This window comes from Bacillus sp. z14 (2026), assembly GCF_058313575.1.
Window position 1 is genome coordinate 15,030 of the sequence record NZ_JBZFQK010000009.1, and the last position, 22,736, is coordinate 37,765.

20 protein-coding genes are annotated in these 22,736 nt (G+C 39.3%); 2 read left to right on the top strand and 18 right to left on the bottom strand.

What is annotated here, in order from left to right:
- Positions 1-15 precede the first annotated feature (15 nt).
- The 6 genes from AC4G3O_RS17920 to yneA form a co-directional block, all read right to left on the bottom strand.
- Positions 16-657, bottom strand: a complete 642-nt coding sequence (locus AC4G3O_RS17920) for a hypothetical protein (RefSeq protein ID WP_066104006.1) — start codon at positions 655-657, stop codon at positions 16-18.
- Complete coding sequence (locus AC4G3O_RS17925; protein ID WP_066104010.1) at positions 654-986, bottom strand: PadR family transcriptional regulator; 333 nt, start codon at positions 984-986, stop codon at positions 654-656. Before AC4G3O_RS17925 ends, AC4G3O_RS17920 begins: the two co-directional genes overlap by 4 nt.
- A 120-nt stretch (positions 987-1,106) precedes the next feature.
- Complete coding sequence (tkt, locus tag AC4G3O_RS17930; protein ID WP_139891585.1) at positions 1,107-3,113, bottom strand: transketolase; 2,007 nt, start codon at positions 3,111-3,113, stop codon at positions 1,107-1,109.
- 138 nt (positions 3,114-3,251) lie between these two features.
- Positions 3,252-3,482: a DUF896 domain-containing protein gene (locus AC4G3O_RS17935; RefSeq protein WP_066104018.1), complete on the bottom strand. Its 231-nt coding sequence runs from the start codon at positions 3,480-3,482 to the stop codon at positions 3,252-3,254.
- 76 nt (positions 3,483-3,558) lie between these two features.
- The gene (locus tag AC4G3O_RS17940) at positions 3,559-4,209 is read right to left on the bottom strand and encodes a YneB family resolvase-like protein (RefSeq protein WP_066104021.1); all 651 of its coding nucleotides are present in this window, start codon (positions 4,207-4,209) and stop codon (positions 3,559-3,561) included.
- A 69-nt stretch (positions 4,210-4,278) separates the two neighbouring features.
- Positions 4,279-4,602 carry a cell division suppressor protein YneA gene (gene yneA, locus AC4G3O_RS17945; RefSeq protein ID WP_066104023.1) on the bottom strand — a complete coding sequence of 108 codons (324 nt, stop codon included), beginning with the start codon at positions 4,600-4,602 and terminating at the stop codon, positions 4,279-4,281.
- Positions 4,603-4,755: 153 nt separating this feature from the next.
- On the opposite strand from yneA, the gene lexA reads away from it, so the two are divergent.
- On the top strand, positions 4,756-5,382 hold the full coding sequence (gene lexA / locus AC4G3O_RS17950) for a transcriptional repressor LexA (RefSeq protein ID WP_066104026.1): 627 nt from the start codon (positions 4,756-4,758) through the stop codon (positions 5,380-5,382).
- A 203-nt stretch (positions 5,383-5,585) separates the two neighbouring features.
- Here the strand turns inward: lexA and AC4G3O_RS17955 are convergent, their stop codons facing one another.
- Together AC4G3O_RS17955 and AC4G3O_RS17960 are read right to left on the bottom strand one after the other, a co-directional pair.
- The gene (locus AC4G3O_RS17955; protein ID WP_491136529.1) at positions 5,586-8,057 is read right to left on the bottom strand and encodes a helicase-related protein; all 2,472 of its coding nucleotides are present in this window, start codon (positions 8,055-8,057) and stop codon (positions 5,586-5,588) included.
- Between the two features lie 437 nt (positions 8,058-8,494).
- The gene (locus AC4G3O_RS17960) at positions 8,495-8,944 is read right to left on the bottom strand and encodes a hypothetical protein (protein WP_066104031.1); all 450 of its coding nucleotides are present in this window, start codon (positions 8,942-8,944) and stop codon (positions 8,495-8,497) included.
- Positions 8,945-9,454: 510 nt separating this feature from the next.
- Between AC4G3O_RS17960 and AC4G3O_RS17965 the strand changes: the two genes are divergently transcribed.
- Positions 9,455-10,105, top strand: coding sequence for a 2OG-Fe(II) oxygenase (locus tag AC4G3O_RS17965; protein WP_491136530.1), 651 nt, complete (start codon positions 9,455-9,457; stop codon positions 10,103-10,105).
- Between the two features lie 224 nt (positions 10,106-10,329).
- Here the strand turns inward: AC4G3O_RS17965 and AC4G3O_RS17970 are convergent, their stop codons facing one another.
- From AC4G3O_RS17970 to AC4G3O_RS18015, 10 genes are all read right to left on the bottom strand, one after another.
- Entirely contained in the window at positions 10,330-12,240 is a 1,911-nt protein-coding gene (locus tag AC4G3O_RS17970; RefSeq protein WP_491136531.1) for an AMP-binding protein, read from the bottom strand.
- A gap of 19 nt (positions 12,241-12,259) precedes the next feature.
- Positions 12,260-13,792: an acyl-CoA carboxylase subunit beta gene (locus AC4G3O_RS17975; protein WP_491136532.1), complete on the bottom strand. Its 1,533-nt coding sequence runs from the start codon at positions 13,790-13,792 to the stop codon at positions 12,260-12,262.
- Between the two features lie 25 nt (positions 13,793-13,817).
- Positions 13,818-14,591: an enoyl-CoA hydratase gene (locus AC4G3O_RS17980; RefSeq protein ID WP_491136533.1), complete on the bottom strand. Its 774-nt coding sequence runs from the start codon at positions 14,589-14,591 to the stop codon at positions 13,818-13,820.
- Positions 14,591-15,508 carry a hydroxymethylglutaryl-CoA lyase gene (locus tag AC4G3O_RS17985; protein WP_139891592.1) on the bottom strand — a complete coding sequence of 306 codons (918 nt, stop codon included), beginning with the start codon at positions 15,506-15,508 and terminating at the stop codon, positions 14,591-14,593. The genes AC4G3O_RS17980 and AC4G3O_RS17985 overlap by 1 nt, the downstream gene beginning before the upstream one ends.
- A 16-nt stretch (positions 15,509-15,524) precedes the next feature.
- Positions 15,525-15,740 (bottom strand): acetyl-CoA carboxylase biotin carboxyl carrier protein subunit, encoded by a 216-nt coding sequence (locus AC4G3O_RS17990; RefSeq protein ID WP_066104050.1) that lies wholly within the window; start codon positions 15,738-15,740, stop codon positions 15,525-15,527.
- Positions 15,741-15,751: 11 nt separating this feature from the next.
- Complete coding sequence (locus AC4G3O_RS17995; protein ID WP_491136534.1) at positions 15,752-17,104, bottom strand: acetyl-CoA carboxylase biotin carboxylase subunit; 1,353 nt, start codon at positions 17,102-17,104, stop codon at positions 15,752-15,754.
- A gap of 12 nt (positions 17,105-17,116) precedes the next feature.
- Positions 17,117-18,754 carry an AMP-binding protein gene (locus tag AC4G3O_RS18000; protein ID WP_254654701.1) on the bottom strand — a complete coding sequence of 546 codons (1,638 nt, stop codon included), beginning with the start codon at positions 18,752-18,754 and terminating at the stop codon, positions 17,117-17,119.
- 34 nt (positions 18,755-18,788) lie between these two features.
- The gene (locus tag AC4G3O_RS18005; RefSeq protein WP_140461404.1) at positions 18,789-19,931 is read right to left on the bottom strand and encodes an acyl-CoA dehydrogenase family protein; all 1,143 of its coding nucleotides are present in this window, start codon (positions 19,929-19,931) and stop codon (positions 18,789-18,791) included.
- 67 nt (positions 19,932-19,998) lie between these two features.
- A complete protein-coding gene (locus AC4G3O_RS18010) occupies positions 19,999-20,613 on the bottom strand; it encodes a TetR/AcrR family transcriptional regulator (protein WP_139891595.1) in 615 nt (204 codons plus the stop codon).
- A gap of 302 nt (positions 20,614-20,915) precedes the next feature.
- Complete coding sequence (locus AC4G3O_RS18015) at positions 20,916-22,508, bottom strand: long-chain-fatty-acid--CoA ligase (RefSeq protein ID WP_491136535.1); 1,593 nt, start codon at positions 22,506-22,508, stop codon at positions 20,916-20,918.
- Between the last annotated feature and the right edge of the window lie 228 nt (positions 22,509-22,736).

Here is a 22,736-nt window from a genome sequence, read left to right on the forward strand (position 1 = left end):
TATATAGGCAAATAGTCAAAGCGAGGCTTTCTTCCCCCATAGATACCCAGCAAAACTGACTGGATATAAGATAAACGTACAAAATACACATGCAATAATAAATGGTTTATCCAGTAAGGGGTCAAACCATTGATCCGGTACGAGGTTAAAGATAACCAAATACATTAAGATAATGTTAGGGATCACCGTAATCAAAAACGTTTTCTTAATAAGCTTTTTGCCCTGATGTCCAAATTCCTTGCCAATTTCATAACCAAGCAAGACCCAAAAACCAATATAGATGGCCATTAAAAGTACAGGAATCGATGTTAGCAAAGACCATATTTCCTTGGTCCAATTCCAATCATATGTATGGTTGATAAATGTTAACAAAATTCCGCTTATAAAGAGGGACAAGTTAATTCCTGCAAATATCCACCTTGTTTTTCTTGGTGTAAGGGTTAGTTCCTGTTTCCAGGATACAGCAACTTCTTCCGGTGTACCCAGCCGCATCGATAGCTCTTTATAGATTAAGTCGGGTGACTCATCCTCATAAATGATGTCGCAAGCCATTTCGGAAATATGTAACTTATATTCTTTCATAATAGCCGCTTTATCAGGATGGGCACCCAGCAATCGATCAAGCTGACGTAAATAATCTTCTTCAGCCCGTCTCATGTTTCTGTTCTCCCCATTACCTTGTTCATGACCTGGACATATCGATTCCATTCGTTTGTTTTAATCTCTAGCATCTCTTCGCCAGCCATGGTAATACGGTAGTACTTACGAGCGGGTCCCTTCTCTTGTTCAACCCAGTAGCACTCTATATATTCCTGTTTTTCAAGCTTATGCAAAGCAGGATACAGCGTACCTTCCTTCATCTGAAATCCATGGTCACTGCGGTGATCCATTTCTTTCACCAATTCATACCCATACATATCTCTTTCTTGCAAAAGCTGCAGAACAAGAAGTGATGTACTTCCTTTTACAAGTTCACGATTAAACATTTCTTCACCTACCTAGAATTATTAGGTACATATCAAACATACATCATTTGGAATTGTTTGTAAATATATTCATAAAAAAATCACCAGAGAAAGACCCTGGCGATTTTTTAAAAATATATTTTATTTTTGTAGCATTTCTTTTACTAAAGAAACCACATTAGATGGAGTGAATCCGAATTTTTCCATTAACAATTCACCAGGGCCGGAAGCACCAAAGCGGTCAATTGCCAATATTTCACCTTCATCACCTGTATAACGGTCCCATCCGAAAGATGTACCTAATTCAATTGCTAAGCGTTTCTTAACAGTTGAAGGGATAACAGATTCTTTATATTCAGCAGATTGAGCTTCAAAGCGATCAAATGATGGCATGCTGACAACTGATACATCAATGCCGTCATTCGCTAATATAGCCTGTGCTTGAACAGCCAATCCTACTTCAGATCCAGATGCCAACAATATAGCATCGGCAGTATCCTTATTGGAAGGTGAAACTACATATCCACCTTTAGCAACGCCCTCTTCAGCTAATTCAGCTGATAACGGTAACGTAGTTAAGTTTTGGCGGGATAATACTAACGCAGTTGGTGCAGACTTGCTTGTTAATGCCGCTTTCCATGCAGCTGCCACTTCATTGCTGTCAGCCGGACGGATAAGTGAAACATTAGGCATTGCGCGCAATGCAGCCAAGTGCTCAATTGGTTCATGAGTTGGACCATCTTCTCCAACAGCAATACTGTCATGTGTAAATACATATGTGACAGGAAGATTCATTAACGCTGCTAAACGAATAGCTGGACGCAGGTAATCAGAGAATACAAAGAATGTTCCTCCATACACATGCACACCACCGTGAAGTGCCATACCGTTTAATGCAGCACCCATACCAAATTCACGTACTCCAAACCAAATGTTTCGGCCATCATAGGAGCCTGGCAAGAAATCTTTTTCGCCTTTCAGCATCGTTTTGTTTGATCCAGCTAAGTCAGCGGATCCACCAAATAAAGATGGAAGATTTTTAGCGATTGCATTTAATACTTCTCCGCCTGAATTACGTGTAGCAACGGCTTTTCCTGCTTCATAAACAGGAATATCCTTATCCCAGCCTTCAGGTAATTCGCCTTTGATTGCTGTTTCTAGTTGAGCAGCAAGTTCAGGGTATTCGTTTTTATAGCTTTCAAATAATTGGTTCCATTCTTCTTCTTTTTTAGCACCAGCTTTTACAACAGTTTCTTCGAATGTGTCATAAACTTCCTGTGGTACATAAAAATCTTCTTCGAATGTCCATTTGTAATATTCTTTAGTCAATTTCATTTCGTCTTCGCCAAGCGGAGCACCATGAACAGCAGATTTACCGGATTTATTTGGAGCACCGTATCCGATAACTGTTTTTACTTCAATCATAGTTGGACGGTCAAGATCTGTTTTTGCCTCTTCAAGCGCTTTAGCAATTTCATTCAGATCATTACCGTCTTCTACGCGAATGTATTGCCATCCGTAAGCTTTAAAACGCTCAGCAACACTTTCAGAGAAGCTCATATTTAATTCGCCGTCAAGAGAGATATCATTGGAATCATAAAGGACTACTAAACGTCCCAATTTTAAATGGGCAGCAAGAGAAGCAGCTTCAGCTGATACCCCTTCCATTAAATCTCCATCTCCGCAAATGCTGTATGTAAAATGATCTACAACATCAAAGTTATCTTTATTGTAGACTGCCGCCAAATGACGTTCCGCCATTGCCATACCGACTGCCATCGCAATACCTTGGCCAAGTGGTCCGGTTGTAGCTTCTACGCCTTTTGTATGTCCATATTCAGGATGTCCAGGTGTTTTACTGCCCCATTGTCTGAAATTCTTAATTTCTTCCATATCAAGGCCATAACCTGATAAGTGCAATAAGCTGTATAAAAGCATGGAACCATGTCCTGCTGATAATACAAAACGATCACGGTTAAACCAATCCGGATTTTTTGGATTATGGTTCATGAATTTGGTCCAAAGAGTATAAGCCATAGGAGCAGCTCCCATTGGCATACCAGGATGACCTGAATTAGCTTTTTCAATTGCATCGATTGAAAGAGTACGAATAGCTGTGATAGATAAATTATCTTTTTCTGTGAACATTGCCTACATCCTTTCAGATTAACCTTCTAATTTATATTAATGAAGTATAAACAGGTTGACAAGACTTTGTTGGTAAATGCTACAAAATCGTCACTCCTTAAGATATTTTTTTGGAGTCTAACCTATTATGCTATACCCTTAATGTAATTTATTATTACGTAATTTTTTTATTTTTTCAGGTGTGACATCCTTACCTTCTGGATCGATAATTGTCAAACCTTCAACCGTATTTCTCATTGAGGTACGAAAGGTTTCCAAATACTCTTTCCTCAGAAGAGATTGTTCAGTGGCTTCTTCTTTTGTAAGGCCAACTGTTTTTGATTTCTTAGATAATTCATTAATTCTTTTAATTTTATGCATTGGCAGCATGGTATTGCTCCTTCTATATAAAATATAAGTAGATATTGTCATCGTATAGAAAAACTGCGTAATTTTCAAGAATGAACTATTGATTAGTATTCTTTTTCATATATTCTGAATATCTTCGATGAATGGTGGCTTTTGAGAGATCATAGCCTTTTCTGTTTAAATTCTCCGTAATTTCAGCAAATGTTAATCCTTTAATACGCAGCTCAATAACCTCCTGTAAAGGTACCTCTGACCTTTCTCTTCCGCCTCCAAGATGTTGATTTGCTAAATTTCTTTGTGGTTTATATCCATTTTCAATTGCTCGTTTCATCCCTCTTCTGATTTTACTGTTTTGTAATTTTCGCTGATATTCCTCTACTATACTGATGATTTGCAAAAGCATGGCATCTGTTTCAGAAACCTCAAGCTCACCATTATGAGTAACCGTATATAATTTAACCCCTTCTTTATAGATGCAATGTAATAGAGCAATCTTGGCATTTCCTCTGCCCAGTCTTGTTTCATCCTGAATCAAGAGACCCTCGATTTCTCTATTTTTCATTTTTTCCAGCAAGATTAGAATGCCTTCTCGTTCTAAATCATATCCACTGGCTTGTTCTTTCTCGATTATTACCACCTCGAACCCCTTTATGGCAGCCAGTCTTGTTAACTCCTGCTCCTGCCTTTCCAGTGATGTTTCCTGTGAACTTTTATCTGTGCTGACTCTGCAATAAATTCCAACCTTCATTTTCTCTCACCATTCTTCTTTACATATAGATAAGGCCGGGAAACATTCCCGACCTTACTGATTATATAGTTATTTATCAGAATCTGCTAAGTGTAGCATTTCTGTATTTTCGTTCATTTTCTTTACAGGAATCACAATCGTTTGCCCTTCCTTTAAATGATTAATGTGCAAGTCATTATGTTCCTGAACCCAAGAGACAAATTCAGTCTGTGTCATTTCGCTGCCGTCAAAACGTTCAGCCATATCCCAAACTGTATCTCCTTTTTTAACCGTGATTTGTTGATAATCGTCTTTTGGTGCTTCAATATTTGTTACTATCATTGTAGTTATTAATAAGAAAAGACCGATAAAAAACAAGATGGAATAATTATAAGAAGTCCATAATTTTTTCATAAATAAACCCCCATCGAATGTATGTTCGTTTAATATAAATCAAGTATAAACCGAACAAACGTTTTGTGTCAATACAAAAAACGAACTTATGTTTGTACTGTTAAACAGGAAATGATATACTAAAAACAAGAAAAGCTAAAAGAGGTGCGGGAGATGACTACTAAATTATCCAAACGGCAACAGGATATTTTGCTATATATTAAAGAAGAAGTAAAAACGAAGGGCTATCCGCCTTCCGTTCGAGAAATTGGCGAAGCAGTCGGACTGGCTTCTAGTTCCACGGTTCATGGTCACTTAGCGCGATTGGAAAGCAAAGGACTCATCAGACGAGATCCTACCAAACCACGTGCTATTGAAATCCTGGATATGGATCCACATGACCATATTCCAAAAACAAATTCAGTTAATGTACCATTAATCGGGAAAGTAACTGCAGGGCAGCCTATTACAGCTATCGAAAATATAGAAGAATACTTCCCTCTGCCTGAGCATATGGCTCCTGCCGATGAAAATGTGTTTATGCTAGAAATTATGGGCGACAGTATGATTGAAGCTGGAATACTTAACGGTGACTATGTAATTGTTCGCCAGCAGCATACAGCAAACAACGGTGAAATTGTCGTAGCCATGACTGAAGATGATGAAGCTACCGTTAAACGTTTCTTTAAAGAAGATACTCATTTCCGTCTGCAGCCTGAAAATTCTATGCTCGAGCCTATCATTCTACAAAATGTCAGCATCCTTGGCAAAGTGATCGGGTTATACAGAAATATTCAATAAGAACGTTGGGACCGGCTTTCAGCCGGTTCTACTTTTGTGTTTAAAATCTATTATCTCTATTTTCTCTATTAAACATATGCATTTAAGATTGGCATATTCCATTTTATAAATAGATTAATACTTTTATTTATCTCGTTGTTTACATAATATTATTATGTGATACAAAAAAGCTTGCAACCATTTTGATTGCAAGCTTGAAGGTCCTATATATCCCATCCTTTGTAATAGTATCTTGATCGTTTACTCTCTTCATAACACGACTGGCAAATAGCAAATGGATAATTCCAGCTTAACGGCTTATTGCATGACCGACACTTTGTTTGATATTTTTTAACCCCTTTTCTTAACTGATTATGTGCATCTGAACTGATTTCTTCTCTTACTCGCTCCCAATAGACCGTTTCACTTCTTCGATCTAATTTATACAAAAACAATAAATGCAATCCTACTGATTTATAAGATAATTCAAGTTCATCCAAGGAATCTTTCTTTATTAAAGGCTCTCTCAATTCTCTTCGATCCACAATGGCTTTCATATTATAGAGCCATTGATTAACGAGGCTCTCCTCATTCGCTGAAAAAGGTAAATGCAGAAAACCGTATAAATCAGTTATCGACATTCGTCCTTCTATTTGTTCATGGCGAATTAAATGATATAAAGCTTTTTCCTGATTAAGCGGTGCTTTTGTTGTTCCGGCAGGATTTTTAAATTCATCCCATAATTCAAAGAATTGATCAAAGCTGGAGTGATAACGTTTAAAGCGTTCAAATACACCCTGTGTAGGAGCTATTGTAAATGTACTGATTGGCCGGTCTTCACCATTCAACAACCTTTTCATTAAACCAATTTGATCAGTAAATGCAACTCTCCCTTCATTATATATACCTTTACGGCCGGCACGTCCTGCTAACTGCTTTACTTCCTGAGAGGTCAATAAACGCCTTCTCGTGCCATCAAATTTATCATTTTCGAGAAAAACGACCCGCCTAATCGGTAGATTGAGCCCCATCCCGATAGCATCTGTAGATACAATCACTCGCGTCTCCCTGTTAATGAACCTCTGAATTTGTTTAGCTCTTGTCTCAGGAGGCATACTTCCATAGATTACACTTACTTTATGGCCGTTTCTCTCCAGCTTTGAAGCGGTTTGAAGCACTTTATTTCGAGAAAATACAATCAAAGCATCCCCTGCCTTGGCATGTTCAATCTTAAAAGGTTTTTTCTCTACAATAAGCGGTATATCCCGTTTGTATTCATGAATTTCTATATCATTTCCCTGAAGCAGATTCAAAATCATCCTTTTAGAGTTGTGACTGCCTATGATGTGAACTTCCCGAGCACGCGCTTTATTAATAGCTCTAAACCAAGAAAACCCACGATCTTTATCTGCGATCATTTGCGCTTCGTCTATAACCATGACATCGAATTCATCTTTCTCGGTAAACATTTCAATTGTGCAGGAATAATGCGTGGCATTTGCAATATCCTTTTCTTCTTCACCTGTCTTTAATGCACAGGCAATCCCGTTGTTTTTAAGCGTTTCATATACTTCAAGTGCCAATAGCCTTAAAGGTGCCAGGTATATACCTGATGCAGCTTCCCTTAATCTATTTAACGCCTGATAGGTTTTACCGGTATTTGTTTCTCCTATATGCAGAATATATTTAGTGTTACTATAAACGGTTGTTTTGTATTCAACTCCAAAAATATCATCCAGTTTCTTTTGTTTTATTTCTTCCTGTTTCCTCAGCTCTTCTAATTTCTGTTCTCTTTTTTCAATTCTCTCTTTGTGCTGAGTATGGTATAACGGCATTTGTATATCAAATTCATCCGGATGGTTTCGAACATCTATAAGGTCCTCAATCAATTCCTGCTCTATTTCACTTTCATATTCCCATTGAAATTCACTAATATTAGCCCCAATCAATTGCCTGATCAGCTTATGATTAATCGACCCTTTAAACAAATGTTCATATTGGTTTATGATCTGATTCGGCAATTCTGATACTATAAATGGGTATATCGTTTCGTAAACAAAGGTATCAATCAGATTTTGATAAATATATTCGTCAAAAACAGAATCATCCTGGTATACATCATATCCCCAATATAAGAGGTCGTTGAGCGTTTCAAATTGGGCTTGATTGAACCCCTTCACATTTGCTATATCCTTTTGTAATTGATTAGCCACTTTATATCTGAGTTTTAAATAAAAATAAAGCTTGTTACTGCTCAAAATACTTAAGGCCTCATCTTTTATAACGGTATTCTCATAATTCCCTTTCAATTTTTTTAGCTTGACTGTTTCAAATAATTCATCCCATCGTTCATCTGTTTCTCCAAAGTAATCTTGGATCCAACTTTTCAGATCAAAGGATTTTAGTCCACTAAGTTCTTGTTCAACCATTTTATTTATTGCTTTCTTGGAGGCTCCTTCTGTTTCTATACCACGCAGCCCCAAAAATTTAATTTTTTCAGCTCTATTCATCCGCTGAAGCGTTCGACTCTTCCATGCTAAATTCCAAATTTGATCGAAATAGCGTTCTCTGCTCTCCAAATAATCATGTATAGCTGGCTTTGTTTCGCTTTCTTCCATATATAAGGAAATATCATTCAGAATATCATTTTTTGCTTTTTCAACTGCTTCTTTATACCCTTTATTCAATATGTCCATTATTCCGTTCTCCTTCAACTGCCATAAAAATTCTCTTATAAGGCTAATATATACGATTACCCGCATATCTATAAATTTAATACATTAGTTTACATAATATTATTATGTTCTACATTAATTTTTTTCTTAATTTTTGTATTAAATCCACTTGATTCATTACTTTATATAAATCATACATATAATATCACCGGATCAATCATAATTGTTCCATTGTGTTTGCTTTGATGGCGCATTTTCTGTATATACAGCAAAAGTAAAGTATTAAACAAAATAAACTCCCCATTCATTGAGGAGTTTTGATTTATAAAGTTCTTGAACTAAAATTTTGGTTTCTTTCCTTCAAATGCCACGTTTACAAAACTAAAGCCTTTTTCATTTCTTTCCTTATGTATAATCAAGAGAGCCCATCAGAGGAAACTCCTAAAAGTAGAGAGTTATCAATATTTCACAATTGTTGTTACACCACGTTCAGTTAATAATGTTCGATGGCTAAGCTCTTCTACCCATTTTTTAGGGTTAAGCCTAAACAATCCATATTGATTTTGGTAGGTGTAACTACCAACGTTGATCATAATTGGCTCTGGAACTTCAAGGACACGCTGTATATATTCTTCATACCACTGTTGAACAGGTATTTCATAAAGCTCGATAACATCACCAATATCCATATATTTCTCCAAATAAACGAAAAAATGATTACCAAGAACTCCGACTTCATATATGTATGGCATTGATAAAACAGGTTTAACAATATCACACCACCATTTATCTGCTTCATACACTGAGAAACACATGTCTAATTCATCTATTCCATTATTATGGTAATTCTCTATTTCTTCAGGCATTATAAATGGCTTAGACGATGCTAAAAATTGAATACGCGACATATACAAGCCCTCCGTTCACTTCCATAAATTTATTTCTTAATTTTAATCAATAAATTTATTTTGAAATGATTTGAATTCCACTCTATAACTTTTTCTACTAAACTGCGAATCATTTCAAAATATATATTACCATAAATTTCAAGAATTCATTTTTTAGTTCAATAATTAAATTCTATGAAAATCAACCTTGATTATAAGTTGTAGTTCCAGAATGATTCCTGTCTGAAACTGATAAAGCCAGATATAACAATGATTCCCCCACCCATAATTTGCTAATAACGACTTAAAAACCTGTACTACAACCAGCAACGTTATATATCCATTGAGCTCTCTTGTCTCAAGATATGTTTGAGAATATATTCTTTTTAATATTTGCTCCCATTCAAACTCATATATTATTATTTTGAAATCTTCTCTTCCATAAATAATTATGAGAATTCTAATCGGATTTATTAAATACATGATAAAATAACAAATAGAACAGATAAAAGATGGGAGAGGAAGAAATATATGACAACTACCGTTCATCCACAAAAAGAAACGCCTATTTTTCCCCACTCAGGCCATTTCATTGAGACAGAGAACAGACGAATTCCTATCTTAGCTCGTCACGGTGAACCACTTGTTGTGGTATTGGGAAACGTGTTAAGCGACGAGGAATGCGATACATTGATAGAGTTAGCGAAGCAAGATATGAAACGTTCAACCGTTGGAGCAACCCGTGAAGTAAACGGTATGCGTACGAGTACAGGTGCTTTCATTGAAGATGCCCAAAATGAAACCGTTTTACGCATTGAAAAACGACTAGCTGAAATCACTGACATTCCGTCTGAACATAGCGAAAATCTCCATATCCTTCGCTATACTCCTGGTCAAGAATACAAAGCACATTTTGATTATTTTGCTTCAACAAGTCAAGCAGCTCAAAACAACCGAATCAGTACAATTGTCTTATACCTAAACGATGTGGAAGAAGGCGGAGAAACGTATTTCCCTCACCTAGATTTATCAGTCGCTCCACAAAAAGGAATGGCGGTTTACTTTGAATATTTCTACCAAGACGAATCTCTGAACGAAAAGACCTTACATGGCGGTGCCCCGGTTACCAAGGGTGAAAAATGGATTGCTACTCAATGGATTCGGAAACAGCGTATTCGTTAACAGGACAGTAAAGCGAGGCAATGATGTATGCCTTGCTTTTTCTTTTGTTCCGATACATTCTATTAAATTATTTTAATCAATTTAAGTTTTTCAAGAATACAACAGCCCAATTATATTAACTATAAAACTAATTAAAAAAGCATGGAGATTATCCATGCCAACGCTTAACTATTAGATAAGCTGTTTACCAGCAAGTGATTCGCACACTTGCTTCCACCAGGTTATCATTTTATTTTTATCTGATTGATTTCATGTACGATCTCCGGATTGACTAAGGAGGATAAATCACCTGCATCTTGGTTAAGGAAGGTAGATTTGATGACTCGGCGCATAATTTTCTGGTTTCTCGTTTTTGGCAGGTCGCTCACGAAGTAAATAGCTGAAGGCTTGAGTGCTTTTCCAAGCTGATTGCCCAAAAGCTTCATGAGCTCTCCTTCTAGCTCTGCATTCCCCTTTACATTCGTTTGTAAAACGGCGAAGCATACACAGGATTCCCCCTTAAGCTCATCCGGAATACCGATAGCAGCCGCTTCAATCACATCTTCATGCTTAATAAGAATGGATTCATATTCAGTCGGACCTACTCTTTTTCCCGCTATATTCAATGTATCATCAGACCGCCCTTTAATCTCCCAAAAAACGCCGTCTGTACTCACCCAATCCCCATGAACCCAGGTATTCTTATAGGTGCTCCAGTATGTATCTAAGTATCTTTCCTTCTCATTCCAGAATCCTTTAGTCATGCCAACCCAAGGAGCGCGAATACATAGCTCACCCACTTCATTCGTAACAGATTCACCGGATGAATTTAAAACCGTAATATCCATGCCTGGCATCGGTGAATTAAATGAAACAGGAGCAATAGGCTTCAATAAAACATTTCCTAAAATGCCGCCGGATATTTCGGTGCCTCCTGAATAATTAATAATCGGGATTTTCTTTTGCCCAACCCTTTCAAAAAGCCAATTCCACGGATCCGGATTCCAAGGCTCACCCGTTGATCCAAACACTTTAAGAGATGAAAGATTATGAGAACCGATCGAGTCATCAGCCCTTGCCATTAGAGAACGAATTAATGTAGGAGAAATTCCCAATTGCGTAACTTTCCACTTTTCAACTAACTTCCATATCTGATTAGCCGTCGGGTAGTCAGGCACACCATCGTAAAGCATGATTGTAGCTCCATTCATTAAACTGGCAAACAACTGAAAGGGTCCCATCATCCAGCCCATATCCGTTATCCAGAGGAGCTTATCACCCTTAACCACGTCCATTGAAATCCTTGCATCAATCGCTGACTTTATCGGGAAACCGGTATGAGTATGGACAGTCCCTTTAGGTTTGCCTGTTGTCCCTGAAGTGTAAATGAGCATTAGTGGGTCATCACTCTTCATTTCAGCAGAGGCGTCCACCGGTTCTGATGCTTCAATATGACTCCAGGATACAAATGGAGCATGTGTCACACTCTCTCCCACTACAACTACCTTCACCAAAGTATCCAAATCATCTAAAACATTTGTAACTGTCTTTAACATATCAACCTTTTTACCACGGCGAGTATAGGACTCTGCCGTTATAATCATTTTGGAACCTGCTGCGTTTACGCGTGTCTTTAGGGCATCCTCTGCAAAACCGGAGAATACAGGCGAGACAACCGCTCCAATTTTTGCGGCAGCCAGAATGGCAACAATTGTCTCCGGGATCATAGGCATATAGATGGTTATTCTATCTCCACGTACAATCCCCTGTTCCAATAACCCTCCTGCCACTCTGCTTACCCACTCATATAATTGCGGAAAGGAGATTTTCTTTGTTTGTCCTAATTCATTTTCATATTCGATTGCATGATGATCAGAATATATCCATTTCTCTATACAAGAATCCACAATATTACAGGTTCCACCGACATACCAATCCGGGAATTCAATCCCTTTTGATAGGTCCATTACTTTTTTATAAGGTGACTTCCAACTGAACCCTAATTCTTTTTCGACTTCGCCCCAATACCATTCGGGCTCTTCAATCGATTTAGCATAAAATTGGGCATAGTCTTTAAGGCTCAATTCTTGTATCCATTTATGAAGACGCAGGTTAGAAATCGTACGATGATCGGGTATCCAGGCTACTTGGCTCATGAAAGAACCCTCCGTTTCCTCAAACCGGATAAACCGGATGTTTTCGGCATGAAAAGACCTGATATTTACTTTCATATAAGCTAAATCTAGTGATTAATTGACTCCTTAAATCATTAGGTTCAACAATATCATCAATGATCATTTCTGAGGCGAGGCGATAAATATTAATATCTTCCTTGTACTCTTCTCTTTTTTCCATAATGAAGCCTTGACGTTCTTCTTCCGGGAGGGCGGCAATTTTATTGGCATACACAGCATTCACTGCCGCTTCTGGACCCATCACTGCAATCGAGGCAGTCGGCAAGGCAATACAGCAATCTGGTTCAAAGGCTGGACCAGCCATCGCATAAAGGCCAGCTCCATATGCTTTCCGAACAATAACAGAGATTTTTGGAACGGTTGCTTCACTCATGGCAGCAATCATTTTTGCACCATGCCTGATAATTCCTGCTTGCTCTACTTTAGTGCCAATCATAAAGCCTGGTATATCGGCTAAAAAGAGTAATGGAATATTGAAGGCATCACATAGATTAATGAATTTGGCTGCTTTATCAGCAGAATCATGAAAAAGGACTCCACCCTTTACACCCGGCTGATTGGCAATAATTCCAACCGGTTTACCACCCATTCGGGCAAGGCCAGTAATTAATTCAGGTGCAAACATTTTCTTGATTTCACAAAAGGAATCCTCGTCTATTAATTGATTAATGAGATCATACATATTAAAAGGTGCATTTTGATTCTGAGGGATAAGATCTGCGATTGTTTTGTCTGATACTTGAGGTAGTTTTTCTTCGGTGCCTTTTGTTTTTTCGGCAAAATTGGCCGGGAAGTAGGATAGATATTTCCGGGCATATTCAATTGCCTCTTGTTCACTGCTTACAAGGACATCTCCGCAACCCGATATGGAACAATGCATTTTCGCTCCACCCATTTGTTCCAATGTGACCTTCTCTCCAATAACCATCTCTGCCATCCTTGGAGAACCGAGATACATGGAAGCATTTCCTTCCACCATTACAACGATATCGCAAAATGCTGGAATGTAGGCACCACCTGCTGCAGAAGGCCCAAATAATAAACAAATTTGCGGGATTTTCCCGGACAGTTTTACCTGATTATAAAAAATTCTGCCAGCCCCTCGGCGTCCAGGGAACATCTCTACCTGATCGGTTATTCTCGCACCGGCTGAGTCCACTAAATAGAGCATAGGGATTTGAAGCTTATCAGCAGTTTCCTGAATACGAATGATTTTTTCAACCGTCCGTGCTCCCCAGGATCCTGCTTTAATGGTTGAATCATTAGCCATAACAGCAACCGTTTGGCCGTTTATTTTTCCTAATCCCGTTACCACCCCGTCAGCCGGTAAACCTTCCGCAGAATGATTCGCAAACAATCCATCCTCAGCTAAAACGCCTTCATCAAACAATAACTCCAAACGCTCTCGGACGAACAATTTGCCTGCTTCTTTATTTTTTTGATGATACTTCTCTTCTCCGCCTCCTTTAATTTTTTCTATTCGTTCTATAAGGTCGTTTTGAATTGTATTCATGGTCATCTACCTTTCTATTGGGAGTTTATTCACCGGTATATACAGGCTTACGTTTTTCCTTGAATGCCATGAGCCCCTCCATACGATCCTTCGTTGGAATGGTAACCTGATAGCTCATTTCTTCAATTTGGAAACCATGTGCTAAGTCTGTTTCCATACCTCTTTCTATCGCTTTTTTAGCTTCCCTTACTGCGATAGGTGCATTGGCTGCAATTTTCTTTGCGATTGACAGACTCATAGTCTCCAGTTCATCCGGCTTGGCGATTTGATTAACCAGGCCAATTTGCAGTGCCTCAATGGCATCTATCCTGCGAGCGGTGAAAATAAGCTCCTTTGCTTTGCTGATTCCAATTAATCTCGGCAGTCTCTGTGTTCCGCCTGCGCCTGGAATAATTCCCAGAGAGGTTTCTGTGAGCCCCATCCTGGCATGATGGCTGGCCACTCTTATATCACAAGCCAATGCAAGCTCAAGCCCTCCGCCAAATGCTGCCCCATTAATGGAAGCAATCGTCGGCTGCGGCATTTGGTCAATCATGGAAATGGTTTCCTTGATTAATCTGACCGCTTCTCCTACCTGTGCTGGAGTCATATTTAACCGTTCTTTTAGATCAGCACCAGCACAAAAGGCTTTGTCACCACTGCCAGTGATAATTATGCAATGAATAGATGAATTTTCTTTATATAGACGCAGTGTTTGTTGCAATTCTTTTAACATCTCAATAGATAAAGCGTTGGATTTATGAGGCTGATCTAATACAATCACCGCTATCCCGTCTTCTCGTATGGATTGCTTGATCATCAGTTGACCCTTCTCCCTTCTTTTTTCTCCTGGATAGCCATTTGTTTGCTCGACAAAGGGATACCCATCTGTTTTTGAATATAATCTGCAGCTTCAGCTAACATTCTTCCATCAATACCCGTACGAATCCCCATCCTCTCAAGCATATAAACTAAGTCATCAGTGGCTACATTTCCTGAGGCTCCGGTTGCATATGGACAGCCGCCTAAACCGCCTAGTGAGGAATCAAAAATTGTATATCCTTTCTTTAAAGCTACTAATATATTTGCCAGCGCCATGCCGCGTGTGTCGTGAAAGTGTAACGCAATACGATCCTTATTAAACCGTTTTGTTACTTCATCCAGTAAAAAATCAACCTGTTTTGGATGGGCAATACCAATTGTATCGCCAAGAGAGATTTCATCTACCCCCATCGCGAACAGCTTATCGCATATATGTAAGACAGCATCAATCTGAACTTCGCCCTCGTACGGACAGCCAAACACTGTCGATACATAAGCTCGTGTTGTTTTTCCTTCCTTTGATGCATCCTCTGCAACCTCCTGAAGAATTGGAAAGGTGTCTGCAATGGATTTATTTATATTTTTTTGATTATGTGCTTCACTCGCTGACATGAAAATAGAGACTTCATCGATATTTGCTAACAGCGCATTTTCCAATCCCTTTCGATTTGGCACTAGAGCCGCATAAGTGACCGTATCCTTGCGCTTGATTTTCCTTGATACCTCCAGCGCATCAGCTAGCTGCGGAATCCATTTAGGAGCAACAAAAGATGTAATTTCAATATAAGAAAGACCCGTTTCGCTCAACAGGTCAATCCATTCTATTTTTTGTTCAGTCGGAGCTATATTCATCTCGTTCTGCAAACCGTCCCGGGGGCCAACTTCTTTTATTTGTACAAATTCAGGTATCTCCAAAAAAGTTCTCTCCCTTCTAGTCAATACGGATTAAAACATCGCCCTCATTTACAAAATCCCCTTCGTTTACGACAACCTCTGTGACGAGTCCGTCTCCTTCAGCGGCTATAGGAATTTCCATTTTCATAGATTCCAAAATGACCATGTCCTGACCGTTTTCAACGGTATCTCCCTCTTTTACTTGTATTTTCCATACATTTCCTGCCATACTTGCTTTGATTTCTTCAGCCATTATTACCTCTCCTATCTGTTTTTCATTTTTTTAAGATTTGCTTCAATAAACCCAGTTGTTGTGTCTCCCGCCTTAAATGCTTCATGCTGGATGACCGTTAAAAGCATGGGTAGATTTGTTTTAATTCCCTGAATTTCATAGCTTTGAAGTGCCTTTGTCATACAGCTTATAGCTTCTTCCCTGCTTGATGCCGACACAATTAGTTTTGCAATCATCGGATCATAAAATGGTGTTACCTTAGAGTTACCACTGATAGCAACCTCATTTCGTACACCTGGACCATTCGGTAATTTCAGATGGGTTATTTGCCCGGGTGATGGTAAGAACGTAACGGGATCCTCCGCATAGACTCTCACTTCAATAGCATGACCCTCTAACCGAATGTCATCTTGGGTAAAACGTAAATTCTCCCCATAGGCAATCCTAATTTGCTCCTCAACCATATCAATTCCCGTAATCTCCTCTGTTACCGGATGTTCAACCTGCAGGCGCGTGTTCATTTCAAGGAAATAGAAATTCTTTTGTTCATCCATTAAAAATTCAAAGGTACCGGCATTATAGTAGCCTAAATCGCGTACGGCCTTTAATGCTGTTTCGCCCATTCTTTTCCGTAAACTCTCATCAACAAATGGAGATGGTGCTTCTTCTACCACTTTTTGATTACGGCGCTGAATGGAACATTCACGTTCCCAAAGGTATACAGCGTTGCCTTGCTTGTCTGCCAGCACTTGAATTTCAATATGTCTCGGGTTCACAATGACTTTCTCAAGGAACATATCCCCATTTCCAAAAAAACTTTGGGCTCGGTTTTGATTGCCTTCATATGCTTTTGTGAGCTCGATTTCATTTGAGACAGACTGCATGCCAATCCCGCCGCCGCCAGCAGAGGCTTTCAGCATAACAGGATATCCGAGTTTTTCAGCTACCCTGACTGCCTCCTCCGCATCAGCAAGCGGGTATGATATTCCAGGCACAACCGGTACACCTGACTTCTCCATGGCCTCCCTTGCCTTTGTCTTTTGTCCCATTAGTTCAATGACATCCGGAGAGGGACCAATGAAAACAATATTTTCTCTTATGCATTCCCTCGCAAACTCACTGTTTTCACTTAAAAATCCGTAACCCGGATGGATAGCTTCCACATCATGCTCTTTCGCAATCTCTAACATTTTCGCGGTATTAACATAGCTTTCATTTACTCTTGGACCACCCAAAAGAAAAGCAAAATCTGCTTCCTTAACAAATGGTGCCTCTTGATCTGCCTCAGAATAAACCGCAACCGTTTCGATATTAAGGCGTTTACAGGTACGGATTATTCTTGAAGCGATTTCCCCTCGATTGGCAATTAATATTTTCTTAAACAATGCTGCTCCTCCTCACGTTCCCAAAATCTGCATGGATTGTTCCCGAAGCTTATATTTTTGAATTTTTCCGGAAGCTGTCATCGGATATTCGTCTATAAATTCGATATAGCGCGGAATTTTATGCCTTGAAATCTTCCCGTGGCAGTAAGTACGGATATCCTCGGCTGTTATGGATGTGCCTTCTTTAGGAATGATCCATGCCATTACTTCTTCACCATATTTGGCATCTGGTACACCAATGACCTGGACATCAAGTACAGAAGGATGCTGGTACAAAAACTCTTCTATTTCTCTTGGATAAATATTTTCGCCACCACGGATAATCATGTCCTTAAGCCTGCCAGTAATAGCGCAATACCCATTTTCATCCATGACAGCCAAATCACCGGTATGAAGCCAGCCATCTTTGGAAATCGCAGCTGCAGTTGCTTCTGGATTTTTGTAATAACCCTCCATGACATGGTAACCGCGTGTGATTAACTCGCCATGCTGCCCCCGAGGCACTTCATTCTCAGTGCCAGGCTCGACGATTTTCACCTCAATATTAGGCATCGATCTGCCAATGGAGCTGACTCGCAATTCAAGCGGATCGTCCGTCCTCGTTTGAGTGATACCAGGTGAAGATTCGGTCTGTCCAAATACAATCGTTATTTCATTGGCCCCCATCTTTTCCACTACACCCTTCATGACTTCAATAGGGCAGGTGGAACCAGCCATTATACCTGTACGCAGAGTGGATAAATCGTATTCTTCAAAGTCCTCCAGGTTCATTTCAGCAATGAACATCGTTGGAACACCGTGAAGAGCGGTACATTTTTCTTCTTCAACAACCTGTAAAACACTGCGCGGATTAAACTCCTGCAATGGAATCATGGCTGCACCAACAGAAACGGCTGTTAATGTTCCTAATACACACCCAAAACAATGGAAAAAAGGAACTGGAATACACATACGATCTTCATTTGTCAGCTTCATTCCCTCAGAAATATTGATCGCGTTATTGACGATATTGCGGTGAGTCAGCATGACTCCCTTTGGAAAACCAGTTGTCCCAGACGTATACTGCATATTGATGACATCGCTGTCGTGTAAGGAATCTAGCCTTTCAGCCAATTCCTGCTCTGATGTGTGGGAGGCCATTTTTATCACATCATCCCAGCTGTACGTACCAGGATATCGATTCTCACCGAGCACGATAACATTTTTTAAATAAGGCAGCTTCTCTGATACCAGCTCTCCAGGAGGTGCATCTCTTAATTCCGGTATGACTTCATAAAGTGTTTCAATATAGGAATGATCCTTCACATTTTCCATTAAAATAAGTGTTTTTGAATCAGACTGCTGCAAAAGGTATTCTAGCTCTTTGGCTCTGTAACTCGTATTTACCGTAACGAGCACCGCTCCCATTTTCCCTGTCGCATATTGGGTAATCAGCCATTCAGGAGTATTAGTCGCCCATATGGCAAGATGATCTCCCTTTTCCATTCCAAGCGACATAAACGCTCGGGCTGCCTCCTTGCAAACTTCATTAAACTGTTTATACGTATACCGAAGACCTCGATCTGCATAAACAACTGCTTCTCGCTCCGCATTCTCTTGAGCTATTTCATCCAAAAGAGCACCCACTGTTTTCTGAACCAAATCCGCCATCTCGTTCCTCCTTATCACTTAAAAAAATATAAGGCTAGCAACCTAGTTGGCGGGATATTACAAGTCGCTGAATTTCTGATGTACCCTCGCCAATCTCCAATAACTTCATATCACGTAAGTAACGCTCCACTTCGTATTCACGCATATATCCATATCCACCATGAATTTGAATCGCCTGATTGCATGTACGGAATCCCATTTCAGAAGCAAATAGCTTGGCATAGGCAGATTCTTTTGTGAAATTCTTTTTTTGATCTTTAAGCCAGGCAGCCTTTAATACCATATTTCTCGCCAGCTCAATTTCCATTGCCATGTCTGCCAGCTTAAATTGAATAGCCTGAAACTTAGAGATGGACTGTCCAAACTGGATTCGTTCCTTACTGTAGGCAAGCGCTTTATCAAATGCTGCCTGAGCAATCCCGACCGCCAAAGCCGCGATTGAAATCCGGCCGCCGTCCAGTGTATATAAAAATTGTTTAAATCCTCCCTCGAGATCTCCAAGGACATTCTCCTTAGGTACCCGAACATGGTCGAGGATTATTTCTGATGTATTCGAAGCTCGAACACCCATTTTGTCGTAATTGCTAGTAATCTTTAGCCCTGGCGTATTAGTTGGTACAAGAAAGGCGGAAATAATATTTTTTCCGGTATTGGTCTTCCCAGATACCGCAGTGACCGTAATCGTTTCTGCAAATCCGGCATTTGTAATCCAGCATTTTTCTCCTGTAATTACGTACTCATTTCCTTCTAGCACGGCCTTTGTTCTCGTCCCTCCGGCATCTGATCCGGCATTAGGCTCTGTTAATCCAAATGATGCTAAGGCCTTACCACTTGCTAATGGAGTTAAGTACTGTTGCTTTTGCTCCTCGGTTCCAAAATAATAAATCGGACTCGATCCAAGTGATACAGCAGCTGCATAGCTCAAGCCGGTACCTCCGCATGCTCTTCCGATTTCCTCTACAGCAAGCGCATAAGAGATCGTATCTCCACCGGAGCCTCCGTATTCTTCTGGAAAGGGAATTCCGAGCAGACCCAATTCACCCATTTTCTTAAATACTTCTTCAGGGAATCTTGATTCCCGGTCTAATTCAATCGCAATTGGTTTAATTTCCTTTTCCGCAAATTCTCTTGCCATATTGCGGACCATCTTTTGCTCCGTGCTCAATTCAAAGTTCATTTTCATCCTCCTACTCTTTTGTGAAAGACCGACTGGTTGGTCTGTTATAGATATGTAAGCGCTTTAATTATGTGGTAAAAAAATGTGCGTATTTCCTTTTTGCCTCTTCCGTTAATAGAGCATGCATAATAAAGTCAGTAAAATACACAGAAATCTGATCCATCGGCAATGGCCCGTTTCGTTGGTACCATTTTGAGGTCCAGTTCACAATTCCCAATATGGCAAGACCACTGATTTCAAAAGGAATCTCTTTTCGAAAATCTCCGGAATCCTGACCTTCTTTAATGACTTCGTATATTAATAGCCTGAACTCATCCCGCTTCAGTTTAATAGTTGAATCCAGTTCCGGTTTTAAATATTTACTTTCCTGATAAAAGACTGATATGTGAGATTGGTAGAGATCAAATACTTTCGTAAACGAGTAAATAATCTGCTGAAGTTTCTCTGGTGGAGTTTGATAATGGTGGATAGCCTCTTTGGCTTTACGTAAGACATAGGAGATAAATGTGTCGTGTATAGAGAAAAGCAATTCATCCTTTGATTGAAAATGGTGATAAAAACCACCCTTTGAAGTATCACTGGCCTGAACAATATCATTTACTGAAACACCATGAAAGCCATGCTTTTCAAACAGCTTAACAGATGTATCCAGAATGCGATCCTTTAATTCCGTTTTCTTCACCCCTCTCCATGTTCATTTATTATGATTTAGATTCTAACTTAAACTTCTTGAAATTGTCAAATTATTTTATTTATTCAAATATTTAGGTTTTGATTGGATAGTTAAAAATGAATGTGAAATCTACTTTGAGTGTAGTTCTTAAATTAATTAATTAAATCGAAATATGTAGCACCATTAAATAGATTCTAAGAAAGTTAAAACTCGCTAATCAGATAGCGAGTCTTTTTTATATTGATTATACTTATTTTTCCTAATCTAATCCTACTAGTTACCTATCATAATAATCTTCAGTTGATATTTTATTAATTGACGAATTTCCCGCCTTTTCCGGCTGCCTCCCAGTAATCATTACGAAGGACTACCTTTTGTATTTTCCCAGAAGCTGTCTTTGGTAGTTCGCTTACAAAGGTTGCTCCTGTTATCGCTTTAAAATGAGCTAACCTCTCTCTTGTAAATGCTATTAATTCCTCTTCAGTCACGTTTCGTCCCTCTCTTTGAACAATAAAGGCATGCGGAGTTTCTCCCCACTTTTCATGAGGAACAGCAATCACCGCTGCTTCTAATACATCGGGGTGGTCATATAACACTCCCTCAACCTCGATGGAAGAAATATTTTCTCCGCCGCTTATGATAACGTCTTTCTTCCTATCGACAATATCAATATGTCCATATTCATCTACAGTAGCCATATCTCCCGTATGAAGCCATCCGTTTTTAATCGCCTCCATCGTTGCCTCTTCATTCTTCCAGTATCCTAACATGACTCCATTACTTCTTGTAATGACTTCCCCAATCTCTTTACCGTTATGCTCGACTTCTTCGCAATGCTCAGTCACAACTTTCACATCACAGCCAACCATCGATATCCCAGCCTTCGATTTAATTCTGTATTGTTCCTCAGTAGGTAACTCCTTTAATTCTGAGCGAACAACTGAAATCAAGCTTAAAGGAGAAGATTCAGTCATTCCATATACTTGTATGAAATCCCAGCCCAGCTCTTTTTCCACTCGTCTAACAAAGGCTGGCGGTGGTGCCGAACCGGCAATGACAACTCGAACTGCTTGTTCAATGTTTGAGCTATTCTGGTCGTAATATTGCAGGAGTGCATTTAACACGGTTGGAGCCATATGCATAACGTTTACTTTATGTTTTTCGAGGGCAGAAAAAATCATCTCAGGTGTCGTTTTTCGAGAGCAGACCTGAGTAGCACCGTTAGCCGTATAATAAAACGGAGAACCCCAACCATTTACATGGAACATCGGTAAGACATGAAGTAACACATCTTCATCCGTTATGCGAAGATGATGCATAGTACTTAAAGCATGAATATAATTATTTCGATGAGTCAGCATGACTCCCTTTGGATTCCCAGTTGTTCCACTTGTATAAAGAAGGCTGGATACATCATCTTCTTCTAACGGAAATCTCTCAAATGCCTCGTTACTTTGCTCCTCCAACCAAACATCATATCCTACCTCTTCTGTCTCTGAATCTTTATAATGAACTATAATTTTTTCAATCGTTTTTAGCTTATCTTTAATTGGCAAAATCAAATGGTAAAGGTCTTGATCAACGAATAAAATTTTCGATTCACTGTGGTTTAAAATAAATTGATAATCATCTGGCTTTAATCGACTATTTAGTGGTACCATCACACCGCCCAATTGGAAAATCCCATAAAAGCCCTCCAGCATTTCTACAGAGTTTGGCGCTAAATAGGCAATACGATCCCCTTTTTGAACCCCCAAATTCTTTAAACCGTGAGATAACCGATTAACTCTTTCATTTAGTTCTTGATATGTAAATACCCTGTCTTCACATATGATTGCCTGCTTGTCCCCATACAAGCTTACGGCCCTGTCTAAAAATTGCGTAAGTATTAAAGGTACGTTCATTACTGTATCCCCCTTTTCCAAAATCTAAATATTCCGAATTAATTAGGCATAACATATTCACTGGACTTGCAGCAGTATATTCTTTCCAAGTGATGGGAGGAATCAATTTTACTTCTGATATTCACACGGAACATCAATCTCTTAAAATCTCTTCCCGCTAAAACACTCAACTATCTCCCAAATAATTAATTCGACAAGCAAGAACTATATTTCCTGCAATAATAATGA